This window comes from Curtobacterium sp. NPDC089689, assembly GCF_044749145.1.
In the GTDB taxonomy this organism is placed as follows: domain Bacteria; phylum Actinomycetota; class Actinomycetes; order Actinomycetales; family Microbacteriaceae; genus Curtobacterium.
In genome coordinates this window covers 26,640-40,168 of the sequence record NZ_JBIVHJ010000007.1, presented here as the reverse complement: position 1 = coordinate 40,168, position 13,529 = coordinate 26,640, and the positions used below count along the sequence as shown (strand labels likewise).

Below are 13,529 nucleotides of genomic sequence, written 5' to 3'. Positions count from 1 at the left end.
TCCATGCCCCGCTTCACACCGCCGCCGGCCGACGCCGTCCGCGCACGACTCCTCGACGCGGCCCGTGACGAGTTCGCGTCGCAGGGCGTCACCGGGGCGAAGGTCGAGCGGATCGCGGCCGCTGCCGACAGCAACAAGGCCCAGCTGTTCCACTACTTCGGCGGCAAGGACGGCCTGTACGAGGCGCTCCTCGAGCAGACCGCGACCGAGCTCGCCGCCGAGGCCCCGCTCGACGTGGACGACCTGGCCGAGTACGCCGGTCGTCTGCACGACGCCTACACCCGGCGGCCGTGGGTGCCGCGGCTCCTGACCTGGCACCGGCTCGAGGGCCGTCCGGTCGAGTCGCTCGAGGGCGCCAGGGCGGACGCCGTCGCCACGGTCGAGGCAGCACAGCGAGCTGGCGTGCTGCCCCGGACCTTCCGACCGGCCGTGCTGCTCGGGCTGGTCGAGCACCTGGCGGCGTTCTGGGCGGAGACCGCGCCGGAGGCCGAGGGTCCCGTCGCGGCAGTGGCCCCGCAGCGGCGGCGGCAGGCCGTAGTCGACGCGGTGGCGGCGCTGCTCGGACGGTCGGCGGATTCCCGGCCGCGTGGGAGTTCGCTGGGCGCATGAGCGAGTTCGTGAGGGACAACCCGGCCGCCGGACCCGAGGAGCCGGACGCGTACGGCATCGACCTCGTCGACGGCGACGAGCCGTCCGTCCGCCTGCTGGTGCGTGGTGAGCTGCCGGAGTCGGTCGAGCACGACGGCCGGACCTGGGTGGCCACCGACGAGACGCACGACCCTGGTGACGACGGCCCGCCGATCGCCGTGTTCCGGCCGCAGGTCTGACCGTGGCGGCAGCGGACGAGACCGGACCGTTCTTCCACGGCACCCTCGCGGTGCTGCAGGAGGGGGACCTGCTCGTGGCGGGTCGGCCGTCGAACTACCGCCCCGAGGTCGTGATGAACCACGTCTACTTCACGGCGCTCCCGGACGGCGGTGGACTCGCCGCGGAGCTCGCGGTCCTGCTCGCCGGTGCCGGTGACCCGCACGTCTACGAGGTCGAGCCGACCGGGTCCTTCGAGGACGACCCGAACGTCACCGACAAGAAGTTCCCCGGCAACCCCACGCGGTCGTACCGCACGACGGCGCCGCTGCGGATCGTGCGCGAGGTCCACGACTGGACGCGGCTGACGCCCGAGGCGCGCGAGACGTGGCGGGAGCGGCTGGCGACGATGCAGCGCGACCGGGCGGAGATCATCAACTGACGTCCGACGGCGGTCACTGTCGGTCGTCGGATGTACCGTGCGGCCATGCCTGAGGGTGACTCCGTCCACCGGCTCGCCGTGCGGCTCCGAGCGGTCGACGGGGCACGGGTCCGTGCTGGTGAGCTCCGCGGCGGCCCCGATGCGGGGCACGCCTTCGGTGGGCAGCGCGTCAGCGGCCACGCCACGCACGGCAAGCACCTCCTCACCCGCTTCGACGACGGCACGACCCTCCACACGCACATGCGGATGCAGGGCTCGTGGACCGTGACCGCCCCCGGGCGACGGTTGCCGCTCCACGTGGCGCGGGACGCCCGCGTGCGACTCGCGCTCGACGACGGCCGGACGGTGTGGGGCATCGACCTGCCGGGCGTCGAACTCGTGCCGACCGCCGAGGAGTCCCGCGTCGTCGGGTACCTCGGCCCCGACCTCCTGCACGACGACTTCGACCGCGACGAAGCCGTCCGCCGTTGCACGAGCGACCCCGACGCGACGATCCGGACGGTCCTCCTCGACCAGCGCCGGGTCGCGGGCCTCGGGAACCTCTGGGCGAACGAGCTCTGCTTCGTCCGCGGCGCCCACCCGGACCGTCCGGTCGGCGACGTCGACGTCCCGTCGGCCCTCGACACGGCGCGCCGGATGCTGCGGCACTCGGCGACCGTGCCGGACGCCTACCAGGTGACGACCGGGGTACTGCGACGCGGGGAGCGACACTGGGTCGTCGGGAGAGCCGGGCGACCGTGCCTCCGGTGCGGGACCCGGGTGCGGGCGCGCGACGACGTCGAGGTGGCGGGGTCGCCCGCGCGGCGGGTGTGGTGGTGTCCCCGCTGCCAGCCGGCGCCGACGACGCGCTGACCGCCGGAGCCGGAGCCGACGACTGCGTCTCAGGGAACGTTGAGCCGCTTCCGTCGCAGCCCTGCTGCGGTGAGCGCCATCACGAACGGGGGTTGCACGCGGGCGAGCCGGTGGATCGCAGCCTCGTGCAGCAAGCAGAGGTTGCCCATCTGGGCAGCGGTGAGCTCGCCTCGCGCGAAGGTGACCACACGTGCGTCGTTGACGTGGACGGCCAGCGCCTCGAGTGGTCGGCTCGCGATCCGGTGGTCCTTCGCGAGGAGCACGAACCCGGCCCGGGTCCCCGCCGCGATCCACTCCTCGTCGGCCATCCGCTGCGCACGCTCGTCGCCGAACTGCTCCGCGAGGGTGACGGCGTCCCACCCGGCGCCCCGGAGGCGCGCGATGAGGAGGCGGCCGCCGACGGAACGATCGAGCAGGAAGCGACACTCGCCCATCGTCACGCGGCCTGCAGGAGGAGCGACCGGAGTTCCACCGGCTCGAGGCCGAAGTCGTCCGCGACGTCCGACATCGCCTCGCCGGCGCGGACCCGGCTGACCACGTCTTCGACGCGGACGCCGATCTTCGCCACGGTCGGCTGACCCGAGTTGCGGTGTGGATCGACGATCACCTCGATGTGCTCGAAGGCGGGGAGCCGGAGGAAGTCCACGAACCCCTCGCGGTAGACGATGCTCTGCAGGTACTGGTCGACGACGTCCCGGAACACGCCCTGGTGGTTCCGGACGACGACGAGGTCTCGGTCGCCGTTGTCGATGAGGATCTCGGCGCCGTCGGTCCGGAGCTTCTCGCTGAGCAGGGCATCCTCCAGTCCGATCTCCTGGCGGAGGACGTCGACCGCGGGCCGGATCCGAGCCATCGGGAGACCGGCACGGCGGAACGACTCCACGATGTAGGCCTCTGCGAGCGCGTTGAACGGGACCGTGAAGCTCCGCCCCGGTCGCACCCCGGTGAGGATGGGCGCACTCCACCCCCACTCGCCTTCGCTCCGCTGCCTGAACCGGTGCCCGTGCGCCCACCGCGCGAACGAGGTCGACGGGGCGCGAACGATCTGCGCTGCCTCCGTCAGGGAGTAGATCGGGGTCGTGTGTGCCGCGTCGCCGATCGGTGTTTGCATGCAAACAGCCTACCGCGCGGAGGACTCAGAGCACCCGCTCGAGCAACCGCAGCGTCCCCGCGATGTCGATGCTCCGGTCGAGCAACCACTGCACCTGCAGCCCGTCGAACGCCGCGATGATGAGCGACGCCACCTGCTCGAGGTCCGCGTCCGAGTACCGCCCCGACGCCGCGAGCTCGTCCCGGAGCTGCGCCGCGAGGTCCGCCCGCACGGCCTCGAACCGCTCGGTGAAGAACGCCCGTGCCTCCTCGTTGCCCGGCTCGACCGAGGCACCGAGCAGTGTCGTGTACAGCGTGACGAGCGCCGGTTCGCGGACGTTGTGGTCGGCGACCGCGGTCATGCCGGCGACGACCCCGGGGACCGCCTCGAGCATCCGCGCCGACAGGACGTCCCGCTCGCGGAGCACCTCGACGAGCAGGGCCTCGCGTGACGAGAAGTAGTGCCGGAGCGCCGCGTGCGAGATCCCGATCGCGTCGCCGATGGCCCGGAGCGAGGTGCCGTCGATCCCGCGGCTCGCGACGACGTCGAGCGTCCGGTCGAGGATCTCCTGCCGCCGCTGGATCCCCTTGGCGTACGGACCCCGGACGCCGCTTCCCACGTTGGAACTCACCCGTCCAGGCTACGGCGCGGCGGAGAGCGGACACGGCGCTCCGAAACGATCGCGTCAAAAACTTCCGACCGGAGGTTTTGAGTGCTACTGTCGCGGTCACCTATCAGCACTAGGTATTCAGACGGGCGTCAGCCCCCTGTGGCTCGAGGAGGAGTCATGTCGACACCGACGTCGAAGGAAGAACCCAAGTCCGGTCTCGCCGGCACCGCCACCCCGCCGGTCACCGCGGCCGCCGGGGCGACGAGCTCCGACCCTGCAGCGGCATCGCGTGCGTTCTCGGTCGAGGGCATCACGCAGGCCGTCAGCAGCGTCCGTGTCGGCGCCGGGTACATGTGGGCACTCAGCATCGCCCAGTTCGGCCTGTTCGCGGGGCTGCTCACCCCGGTCATGGTCAGCATGTCGATCAAGGCCGAGGTCATCAACCCGACGAGCCCGGAGTCGGTCGTCGGCTCGGTCCTGCCGTTCGGCGCGATCGGTGCCCTCCTCGCGAACCCGCTGTTCGGGGCGCTCTCCGACCGCACCCGCACGCGTTGGGGGCGTCGTCGCCCGTGGATGGTCGGCGGTGTCGTCGTCTTCCTCGCGGCACTCGCGTGGATCGCCTACTCGCCCGACATCCTGCAGCTCACCCTCGCATGGGTGCTGGCCCAGGTCTCCGCGAACGCGGTCCTCGCGACCCTGACGGCGAGCTTCGCCGACAACGTGCCGGAGTTCCAGCGCGGCAAGGCGTCCAGTGTGATCGCGCTCGCACAGAACGTCGCGATCCTGGCCGGCATCTACCTCGCGGTGTACCTCGTGGGCAACCTGCCGGTCCTGTTCATCGCGCCGGGTATCCTGTCCGTCCTCGTGATCGTCGTGTACTCGATCGTCGCTCGCGACGACCTCCCCACGACCCCGCTCAAGCCGTTCAGCTGGATCCACCTGATCAGCTCGTTCTGGACGAACCCGATCAAGCACCCGGACTTCGGACTCGCCTGGTGGGGGCGCTTCCTCATCACCTTCGGCACGTTCATGTTCACGACGTACCGCGTGCTCTACATGCAGAGCCACCTCGGTCTGCCCAAGGGTGAGGCGGTCGCGGCCGTGGCGTTCGGTGTGCTCCTCTACACGCTCGCCCTGCTCGTCAGTGCCGCTGTCTCCGGCTGGGTGTCGGACCGCATCCGCCGCCGCAAGGTCTTCGTGTGGGGTTCGACGGCCCTCACCGCGGTCGGACTCGTCATGCTCGCCCACGCCGACTCGGTCAACGCCTTCTACTTCGCCGAGATCGTGATGGGCTTCGCCTTCGGCATCTACGCCGCGATCGACACGGCGCTCGTCGTGGACGTCCTGCCCGACCCGGAGCGTCCCGGCAAGGACCTGGGTGTCATCAACATCGCCAACGCCCTGCCGCAGTCGCTCGCACCGGCCGTCGGTCTCTTCCTCCTCGGCATCGGCGGCGGGCAGAACTACACGCTCATGCTCTGGGGCGCCGGCGTCGCGGTCCTGCTCGGGGCCCTCGTCATCTTCCCCATCAAGTCGGTCAAGTAGCGCAGACGCGCAAGGAGACCGCCTGGAGGCGCGACCTGCGTCCGCAACGCGAGTCGCGCCTCCAGTCCGGTCACTTCGGAGCCTCCAGTCCGGTCACTTCGGAAAGGACCCACCATGGCACCCGCCATCTCCCTGCAGCTCTACACGGTGAACGCCGCGCTGGAGCCCGACCTCGACGGTGGCGTCCGCCGTCTCGCCGAGATCGGCTTCGACACCGTCGAGGCCTTCGCGTTCGTCGGCCGGTCCGCCGAACTCAAGCGGGCGTTCGACGCGCACGGCATCACCGCGAAGACCGGTCACGCCTTCCTCGTGCAGCAGGAGATCCCGCTGCCCGACGGCTCCGTGATGACCGCACCGTCCCACGCCGAGACCTTCGCGGCGGCCGCTGAGCTCGGCCTCGAGATCGTGATCGACCCGTTCGTCGGCGCCGACGAGTGGACCACCCGCGAGGGTGTCGAGCGCGTCGCCGCCCGGCTGAACGAGGCCGCCGCCGAGGCCGCCGAGCACGGCATGCGCGTCGGCTACCACAACCACGACCACGAGCTCCGGCCGCAGATCGACGGCAAGCCCGCACTCCAGGTGCTCGCCGAGCTGCTCGACACCCGTGTCGTGCTCGAACTCGACCTGTACTGGGCGTCGGCAGCCGGCATCGACCTCGTGCCGTTCATCCAGGAGCTCGGTGACCGGATCGTCGCCGTGCACGTGAAGGACGGGCCGATGCACGACGGGATCTCCACCGCCTCGATCCCGACCGACCAGACCCCGGCCGGCCAGGGCGACGTCCGCCTCGCCGAAGCCATCGCCGCAGCCCCTGCGCTCGAGTACGCCGTCATCGAGTTCGACGGCTTCGACGGGGAGATCTTCGACGGGGTCGAACAGTCCTACCGGTGGCTCGACGCCACGCTGAACAAGGAAGCGGTCTCCGCATGACCCGCACCGGGAAGGTCGGCATCGGGTTCATCGGCGCCGGCATGATCAGCGAGCAGTACCTCACGAACCTCACGCGGTTCCCCGACGTCGAGGTCGTCCGCATCGGCGACATCGACACCGAGCGTGCGGCGGCGTCGGCTGCGAAGTGGGGCGTCGCGGCGTCCGGCACCGGCGACGACGTCCTCGCGGACCCGGACGTCGAGATCGTCGTCAACCTCACGCTGCCGGCCACGCACGTCGAGGTCTCGACCGCCGCCCTCCGCGCCGGCAAGCACGTGTGGAGCGAGAAGCCGATCGGGGTCGACCGTGCGTCCGCCGCCGAGCTGGTCGCCCTCGCCGAGTCGCTCGGGCTTGGGCTCGGCATCGCGCCCGACACCGTGCTCGGCTCCGGCTGGCAGACCGCCAAGCGCGCGATCGAGTCCGGCGCGATCGGCACCCCGTTGACCGCCGTCACGAGCTTCCAGTGGCAGGGGCCCGACGTGTTCCACCCGAACGCGTCGTTCCTCTACGCGAAGGGCGCGGGGCCGCTGTTCGACATGGGCCCGTGCTACTTCACGGCGCTCGTGCACCTGCTCGGACCGATCGCGTCGGTCGTCGCGACCGGTTCGACGTCGCGGGACACCCGCCAGCTCGTCGTCGGGCCGAACGCCGGCCAGGAGTTCCCGGTCGAGGTGCCCACCCACCTCTCCGTCCTGACCTCCTTCGAGCAGGGCGGCTCCGCGCAGTCGCTGCTCTCGTTCGACACCCCGCTGTTCCGCCACGGCGTCTTCGAGGTGAACGGCACCGAGGGCACGATCGTCCTGCCCGACCCGAACACCTTCGGCGGCGGCCACCCGATCCGCATCGCACGGCCGCTGGGTGCCGATGTCTCGTTCCCGTTCGAGCAGGCGTGGGAGACAGTCCTCGACGAGGAGCCCACCGCCGGCCGCGGGCTCGGCGTGCTCGACATGGCGCGGGCGATCCGTGGCGGCGGCTCGCACATCGCGACGGGCGAGGTGGGGTACCACGTGCTCGACACGATGGTCGCGGTGGAGGAGTCCGTCGAGCGCCGTGCGTTCGTCGAGGTCGAGTCCACCGTCGCGCCGATCGCGTCGCTGCCGGAGGGCTTCGACCCCTTCGCGGCCACGCTCGACACGGTGACCGCCGGCGTCTGACGGCCCGCGGTCGCGCGCCCCCGCGCCGGGGCTATCCGCCGAGACTCGGCTCGGCGGACGGTTTCGTGGTGATGAGGCCACGAAACTGTCCGCCGGCCCGAGTCTCGGGCGGCGCCAGCGTGCGCGCGGCGCGCGCCGCGCGGAGAGCGCGGTCAGGCCCAGAGGCGGGCGATGGGCACCGACCGACCGAGCACCCGCTCGGCCGCACGGTGCCCCGAGTACAACGCCGCCGACGCCGTCGCCGGGTCGTCCGTCCACGTCGCCTCGCCCGCGAGGTGCAGCACGCCGTCGATCGGCTCCGCGAGGTCGTCGTGGTCCGCCGTGGTCGACCCCGGCAGCATGTGCGCGTAGGACCCGAGCGCCCAGGGGTCGTCCTGCCACGCGGTCACGAGCACCGAGGTCGGCGCGGCCACCCGGTCGCCGTACAGCCGTCGCAGCTGGTCGAGCACCGACGCGGCGACCCGCTCGGCGGACCACCCGCGGATCGCCCGCCCCGCCGGCCCCGCCGCGAACGTCAGCAGCGTCGGCTCGCCGTCGATCCGGGTGAGGTCGTACCAGGAGTGCCACCACGATCCCTCGGGACCGAGCTGCCGGACCGCGTACACGTCATCGTCCCAGAACCGCTCCGGGAACCGCAGCACCACCTTCTCGAAGGCGTTCATCCGCAGGTGGCCGAGGGCCTCCCGGTGTCGATCAGGAAGCGGCGGGTCGAACGTGATCGTGCCCGCCTGCAGCACACCGACGGGCACGGTCACGACCGCGCTGCCCGCGGCGAACGGCGTGGAGCGTGCGCCGTCGTCGACCGTGACGACGACTCCTCCGAGACCGCGCGACACCGCGGTGACGGTGTGCCCGAGCCGAACGTCGAGCCCCTCGGCGAGGCGCGCCGGCAGCTCGTCGTACCCTTGCGGGAACACGACCTCGTCACCCTCGATGGTGTCGTCGTCGAGGCCGTGCGCCGCCAGCTCGTCCGCGCCCACCCCGTACTGCTCCTCGCTGCGGTGCTCGAGGTGTTCGCGGACCCGCTCGGCGCGTTCGGCGTCCCACCCCTGCGCGGCCACCGCCCGTTCGACGACCATGCGGTAGGAGTCCGCCGGGGCCGACACCGCGATGACGTCCACGAGGGTCCGGTCGACGGCGTGCACGTCGTCGGCGAACCGTACGGCCTCGGCGTCGGACATACGGCGGCCGTCCGGCGCGTGGTACGCGATCGGACGGCCGTCCACCTGGTAGCCGCCGACGGTGAACTCCACGGTCGGCAGCCCGAACGCCCGCACCGCGTCCGCGACCGCGCTGCCGTCGATCCCGTGGATCCACGACGCCCCGCTGTCGGTGACCTGCCCGCCGGTCCGCTCGGTGTGCACCCGCCCGCCGACACGGTCGCGCGCCTCGAGCACCACGACCCGGCGCCCGGCGTCCTGCAGCAGTCGTGCCGCGGTCAGCCCGGCCACCCCCGCACCCACCACGACGACGTCCCACGAGGCGGTTCCCACGCTGGTGCTCCTCTCGGCGGCGGATCACGATCATCACAGGGTAGTGCGGATCCCGTCGCGAGGCGCTAGTTTCAGTGCTCGGATGCACGGTGCAGTGGATCCTCGGCGACGGATTTCGTCGCGTGACACATCCGAGAGGTGGCTGGTCATGCGGGACGGCGGAGTGGTGACTGCGGCCACCGACACGACGGCGGTCGACAAGGGCCTTCGGACGGGCGCGCTCGGCCTGTTCGGCAGCGTCGTCATGGGCATCTCGTCCACGGCGCCGGCGTACAGCCTGGCTGCGAGCCTCGGCCTGGTGGTCGCGAGCGGCGGGGCGCTCCTCGCGGGCGTCAAGGCGCCGGCGATCATGCTGCTCGCGTTCATCCCGATGTGGATGATCGCCGTGGCCTACCAGGAGCTCAACAAGGAGGACCCGGACTGCGGCACGACCTTCACCTGGGCGACCCGAGCGTTCGGGGCGGTCACGGGGTGGCTCGGCGGCTGGGGCATCATCGCCGCGGACATCATCGTGATGGCGAACCTCGCGCAGATCGCCGGCTCGTACGGGTACACCTTCGTCGGGGTGATGACGAACGACCCGGCGATCAGCGCGCTGGGGAGCAGCACCCTCTGGTCGACGGTGGCCGGCGTGCTCTGGATCGCCGTGATGACCTTCATCTGCTACGTCGGCGTCGAGGTCTCGGCTCGCCTGCAGTACGTGCTGCTCGGCGTCGAGGTGCTGGTCCTCGTGATGTTCGCGTCGGTCGCCCTGGTCCGGGTCGGCACCGGCCACGGCGTCGACGGATCGATCACCCCGTCGCTCAGCTGGCTCTGGCCGAGCGGCATGGACTTCGGGTCCGTGATCGCGCCCGCCATGCTCACCGCGATCTTCATCTACTGGGGCTGGGACACCGCGGTGTCGCTCAACGAGGAGACGAAGGACCCGGAGAAGACCCCCGGTCGCGCCGCGGTCATCAGCACCGTGCTGCTGCTCGTGATCTACGCGCTGGTGTCCATCGCCGCGATCGCGTTCGCCGGGGTCGGCACGAAGGGCATCGGCCTCGGGTCGCAGACCAACGCGGACGACGTGTTCTCGGCCATCGGCCCCACGCTCTTCGGCGACTCGTTCATCGGGCACGCCGCGATGGCACTGCTCGCGTTCTCGATCCTGACCTCTGCGTCGGCGTCCACCCAGACGACGATCCTGCCCACCGCCCGCACCGCGCTCTCGATGGCCGCGTACAAGGCACTGCCGACCCAGTTCGCCCGGATCCACAAGCGGTTCCTGACCCCGACGTGGTCGACGGTCGGCATGGGCCTCGCGTCCATCGGGTTCTACGTGCTCTTCACCGTCATCTCGACGAACCTGCTCACCGCCCTCATCGGGTCGGTCGGCCTGATGATCGCGTTCTACTACGGCCTCACCGGGTTCGCGTGCGTGTGGGTGTACCGGCGGACCCTGTTCTCGAGCGTCCGGAACGCCGTCATGCGCGGCCTGGTTCCCCTCGCCGGCGGGATCGTCCTCGCCGTGACGTTCGTCTACGGCCTCGTGCAGTTCGCTCAGCCCGACTGGCTGCAGGACGACGCCGGCCACGACGTCACCATCCTCGGGATCGGAGCGGTCGCGGTGGTCGGGATCGGCGCGATCCTGATCGGCGTCGTGCTCATGGTCGTGTGGTGGCTGCGGTCGCCCGACTTCTTCGCGGGCCGGACGCTCACGGCCCGGACCCCCGTGCTCGTGCTCGACACACCCGAGGGCCTCCCGACGATGGGCCTGCCCGACTCCGGCCGCGAGCCGACGGTCATCGCGCCGGACATGTCGAACCTGCCGACCGGCAGCATCGCCGTGGACGAGGAGACGGGCAATCGCTTCCGGCGCACGCGGTCGCGTCGCGACGACCGTCGCGACGGCTGAGGTCCGAGCACTGCGCGTCCGCCCCGCGGCCGACGTGACCGCCTGACGCACTGGAGGCCCGGTACCAGCTGGTACCGGGCCTCCAGGCCGTCGTGTGGTCACCCCTGATCTCCGGCGACCGCAGGGTGGGCCGGTCGCCCGGCCCACCCGACGACGTCAGCGCGCGGTGCGCGCGCCGATGCGCGGGACGACGAGGCCGAGGACGACCATCGCGACCGCGAGGATGAGGTGCAGCACGTTGTCCGCGCTGTTCAGCGGCACGAAGTTCGCGCCGGTCGCCATGCCGGCAGTGAAGAGGCCGTAGATGAAGACGACGAAGTAGACGATGCCACCGACGACGAGGTAGTTCCGCGAGCCGACGTGGGAGCGGGCGGCGACGACGCCGACGACGCCGAAGAGCAGGTGGACGATGTTGTGCAGGACGGACACCTGGAAGACGCCGACGAGCAGGGCCATCGAGCCGTGGCCGGCCATCGACATCGAGCCCATGTCCATCGTCAGGCCGGGGATGAAGCCGGCGATGCCGACGAGCAGGAACACGACGCCGAAGAGCAGCGCGACCTTCTGGGTCAGCGTGGCGGCGAAGCCGGTGCGGGCGGGAGTGCTGTGTGCGGTCATGGTGCGGTCCTTCCGAACGGTGGGTTCGAACTCGATGGGCCCGTGGCGGAGATCGCCACGGAACTGTCCCAGTCGCACAGGTTCTTCGGAGCGGACCATCCGGTGGTTTGGAGGGGCTCGTGCGAACTCCTGCCGTGCCGGCTGCTGCTCCGTCGTGCTCCAGGTGTGCTGTGCCGATCCAGCCTGCACGTTGCCTGTGGACCCGGTTCGGGTCACTGCGCTCGGCGGACTGGCCCCCCTCCTTCTGGGGTGCGTGGCTCGGACCAGATCTCCGTCGTGCGGGGGACGCGCGTGGCCTGAGCGTCCCCCTAGCGTTGGCTGCGTGATCGAAGTCGAGCACCTCACCAAGCACTACGGCCAGAAGATCGCCGTGAACGACGTCTCGTTCGTCGTCCGACCCGGGAGCGTCACCGGCTTCCTCGGGCCGAACGGCGCGGGCAAGTCCACGACGATGCGCATGATCATGGGCCTCGACCGCCCCACCTCGGGGAGGGCGATCGTCAACGGCGCGCCCTACCGCAGCTTCTCCGACCCGCTCCGGCAGGTCGGGGCGCTGCTCGAGGCGAAGGCGGTCCACTCCGGGCGGAGCGCCTACAACCACCTGCTCGCACTCGCGGCGACGCACGGCATCCCGAAGGCCCGGGTGCACGAGGTCATCGACATGACCGGCCTCGACGCGGTCGCGAAGAAGCGCGTCGGTGGGTTCTCGCTCGGCATGGGGCAGCGCCTCGGCATCGCGGCGGCACTGCTCGGCGACCCGAAGACCCTGATCCTCGACGAGCCGGTCAACGGCCTCGACCCCGACGGCGTCCTCTGGGTCCGCCAGCTCGCCCGCCGCATGGCCGCCGACGGCCGCACCGTGTTCCTCTCCAGCCACCTCATGAGCGAGATGGCGCAGACGGCCGACCGTGTCGTCGTGCTCGGTCGCGGCCGGGTGCTCGCCGACGCCCCGATCGCCGAGTTCGTCGCGGGAGGTGGCAACGGAGGCGGCAACCGCGTGCTCGTCCGGACGCCCGCGCCCGACCAGCTCTTCGGCGCGATCGGCTCCGCCGCGTCCGCCATCACCCCGCGCGAGGACGGCGCCTTCGTGGTCGTCGGCCCCGACGCGCAGCGCATCGGCGACGTCGCCGCACAGGTCGGCGCACCGATCCACGAGCTCACCCCGATGGGCGCCAGCCTCGAGGAGGCCTACATGGCACTCACCCGCGACGACGTCGAGTACCGATCGGAGGGCGTCCGATGAGCGCCGTCACCATGCCCCGCTCCACGAGCCTCTCCTTCCCGCGCCTCGTCCGGAGCGAGTGGATCAAGCTGCGCAGCATCCGGTCGACGGTCTGGTGCTACGCCATCGTCGTCGTCCTGACCCTCGCGATGGCCTCCCTGCTCGGCGCCGTCGACACCGGCGTCCAGCGTGGTGCACCGACCGCGGTGGCGAACGAGCTCATCGTGCAGGTCAGCGCCGCCAGTGTGTCGCTGACCGCGCTCGTCGTCGGGGTCCTCGGCGTGCTCATCATCACGGGGGAGTACGGCACCGGGCAGATCCGGTCCACCTTCACCGCGGACCCCGGGCGCACCGGCGTCGTGCTCGCGAAGGCGTTCGTCCTCGCGCTGACGACCTTCGTGGTCAGCGCCGTCGCCACCTGGATCGGCGTCGCGATCACCACCGCGCTGCAGGCCGATCGGGACATCCGCCCCGACCTCGCGGACCCGGCGGTGTTCATGCCGATCCTCGGCTCGTCGGTCTACGTGACGCTCGTCGCGCTCCTGGCGTTCGGCATCGGACTCCTCGTGCGGTCGAGCGCGGGCGGCATCGCCATCACGCTCGGCATCCTGCTCGTCCTGCCAACGATCGTGCAGATCATCGGCGGGCTGACCAACCAGCAGTGGATCATGGACGCATCACAGTTCCTGCCGTCCTCCGCCGGGGCGCAGCTGTACACGTTCGACTCGGGTGCGCAGCAGGGCGACGGCCTGCACCTCGGCGGTTGGGGTGGTTTCGGGGTCCTCGCGGGCGAGGTGGTCGTGATCGGCGCGATCGCGCTCGCCGCGGCGCGGTCGCGCGACGTCTGACGACGTCGACGGACTGACGGGAGG

General features: G+C 71.3%; 15 protein-coding genes. 10 read left to right on the top strand and 5 right to left on the bottom strand.

Annotation, left to right across the window (positions count from 1 at the left end; translation table 11 throughout):
• Positions 1-3: 3 nt before the first annotated feature.
• The 4 genes from ACIPYW_RS17150 to ACIPYW_RS17135 are packed head-to-tail and all read left to right on the top strand — an operon-like array spanning position 4 to position 2,098.
• Positions 4-609, top strand: a complete 606-nt coding sequence (locus ACIPYW_RS17150; RefSeq protein ID WP_400415717.1) for a TetR family transcriptional regulator — start codon at positions 4-6, stop codon at positions 607-609.
• Positions 606-827 (top strand): hypothetical protein, encoded by a 222-nt coding sequence (locus ACIPYW_RS17145; protein ID WP_400415716.1) that lies wholly within the window; start codon positions 606-608, stop codon positions 825-827. Before ACIPYW_RS17150 ends, ACIPYW_RS17145 begins: the two co-directional genes overlap by 4 nt.
• 2 nt (positions 828-829) lie before the next feature.
• Positions 830-1,246: an NAD(+)--rifampin ADP-ribosyltransferase gene (gene arr / locus ACIPYW_RS17140; RefSeq protein WP_400415713.1), complete on the top strand. Its 417-nt coding sequence runs from the start codon at positions 830-832 to the stop codon at positions 1,244-1,246.
• 45 nt (positions 1,247-1,291) lie between these two features.
• Positions 1,292-2,098, top strand: coding sequence for a DNA-formamidopyrimidine glycosylase family protein (locus tag ACIPYW_RS17135; protein ID WP_400415711.1), 807 nt, complete (start codon positions 1,292-1,294; stop codon positions 2,096-2,098).
• A 29-nt stretch (positions 2,099-2,127) separates the two neighbouring features.
• Here ACIPYW_RS17135 and ACIPYW_RS17130 read toward each other — a convergent pair whose 3' ends face one another.
• Genes ACIPYW_RS17130 through ACIPYW_RS17120 form a run of 3 tightly spaced genes read right to left on the bottom strand, consistent with a single transcriptional unit; the run spans position 2,128 to position 3,819 of the window.
• The gene (locus tag ACIPYW_RS17130; RefSeq protein ID WP_400415710.1) at positions 2,128-2,532 is read right to left on the bottom strand and encodes a hypothetical protein; all 405 of its coding nucleotides are present in this window, start codon (positions 2,530-2,532) and stop codon (positions 2,128-2,130) included.
• A gap of 2 nt (positions 2,533-2,534) precedes the next feature.
• The gene (locus ACIPYW_RS17125) at positions 2,535-3,209 is read right to left on the bottom strand and encodes a DUF433 domain-containing protein (protein WP_400415708.1); all 675 of its coding nucleotides are present in this window, start codon (positions 3,207-3,209) and stop codon (positions 2,535-2,537) included.
• A 25-nt stretch (positions 3,210-3,234) separates the two neighbouring features.
• On the bottom strand, positions 3,235-3,819 hold the full coding sequence (locus tag ACIPYW_RS17120) for a TetR/AcrR family transcriptional regulator (RefSeq protein WP_400415706.1): 585 nt from the start codon (positions 3,817-3,819) through the stop codon (positions 3,235-3,237).
• A gap of 156 nt (positions 3,820-3,975) precedes the next feature.
• Between ACIPYW_RS17120 and ACIPYW_RS17115 the strand changes: the two genes are divergently transcribed.
• The 3 genes from ACIPYW_RS17115 (at position 3,976) to ACIPYW_RS17105 (ending at position 7,427) form a co-directional block, all read left to right on the top strand.
• Positions 3,976-5,343 carry an MFS transporter gene (locus ACIPYW_RS17115; protein WP_400415704.1) on the top strand — a complete coding sequence of 456 codons (1,368 nt, stop codon included), beginning with the start codon at positions 3,976-3,978 and terminating at the stop codon, positions 5,341-5,343.
• 114 nt (positions 5,344-5,457) lie between these two features.
• Entirely contained in the window at positions 5,458-6,273 is an 816-nt protein-coding gene (locus tag ACIPYW_RS17110) for a sugar phosphate isomerase/epimerase family protein (RefSeq protein WP_400415702.1), read from the top strand.
• Positions 6,270-7,427, top strand: a complete 1,158-nt coding sequence (locus tag ACIPYW_RS17105; protein ID WP_400415700.1) for a Gfo/Idh/MocA family protein — start codon at positions 6,270-6,272, stop codon at positions 7,425-7,427. The genes ACIPYW_RS17110 and ACIPYW_RS17105 overlap by 4 nt, the downstream gene beginning before the upstream one ends.
• Positions 7,428-7,579: 152 nt before the next feature.
• On the opposite strand, the gene ACIPYW_RS17100 is transcribed toward ACIPYW_RS17105, so the two are convergent.
• Positions 7,580-8,920 (bottom strand): flavin monoamine oxidase family protein, encoded by a 1,341-nt coding sequence (locus ACIPYW_RS17100; RefSeq protein WP_400415698.1) that lies wholly within the window; start codon positions 8,918-8,920, stop codon positions 7,580-7,582.
• 148 nt (positions 8,921-9,068) lie between these two features.
• Here ACIPYW_RS17100 and ACIPYW_RS17095 point away from each other — a divergent pair, with 148 nt between their 5' ends.
• The gene (locus ACIPYW_RS17095; RefSeq protein WP_400415696.1) at positions 9,069-10,817 is read left to right on the top strand and encodes an APC family permease; all 1,749 of its coding nucleotides are present in this window, start codon (positions 9,069-9,071) and stop codon (positions 10,815-10,817) included.
• A 156-nt stretch (positions 10,818-10,973) separates the two neighbouring features.
• Here the strand turns inward: ACIPYW_RS17095 and ACIPYW_RS17090 are convergent, their stop codons facing one another.
• Positions 10,974-11,435 (bottom strand): DUF4383 domain-containing protein, encoded by a 462-nt coding sequence (locus ACIPYW_RS17090; RefSeq protein WP_400415693.1) that lies wholly within the window; start codon positions 11,433-11,435, stop codon positions 10,974-10,976.
• Between the two features lie 322 nt (positions 11,436-11,757).
• Between ACIPYW_RS17090 and ACIPYW_RS17085 the strand changes: the two genes are divergently transcribed.
• Complete coding sequence (locus ACIPYW_RS17085; protein ID WP_290133938.1) at positions 11,758-12,678, top strand: ABC transporter ATP-binding protein; 921 nt, start codon at positions 11,758-11,760, stop codon at positions 12,676-12,678.
• The gene (locus ACIPYW_RS17080; RefSeq protein ID WP_290133939.1) at positions 12,675-13,505 is read left to right on the top strand and encodes an ABC transporter permease; all 831 of its coding nucleotides are present in this window, start codon (positions 12,675-12,677) and stop codon (positions 13,503-13,505) included. Before ACIPYW_RS17085 ends, ACIPYW_RS17080 begins: the two co-directional genes overlap by 4 nt.
• Positions 13,506-13,529: the final 24 nt, after the last annotated feature.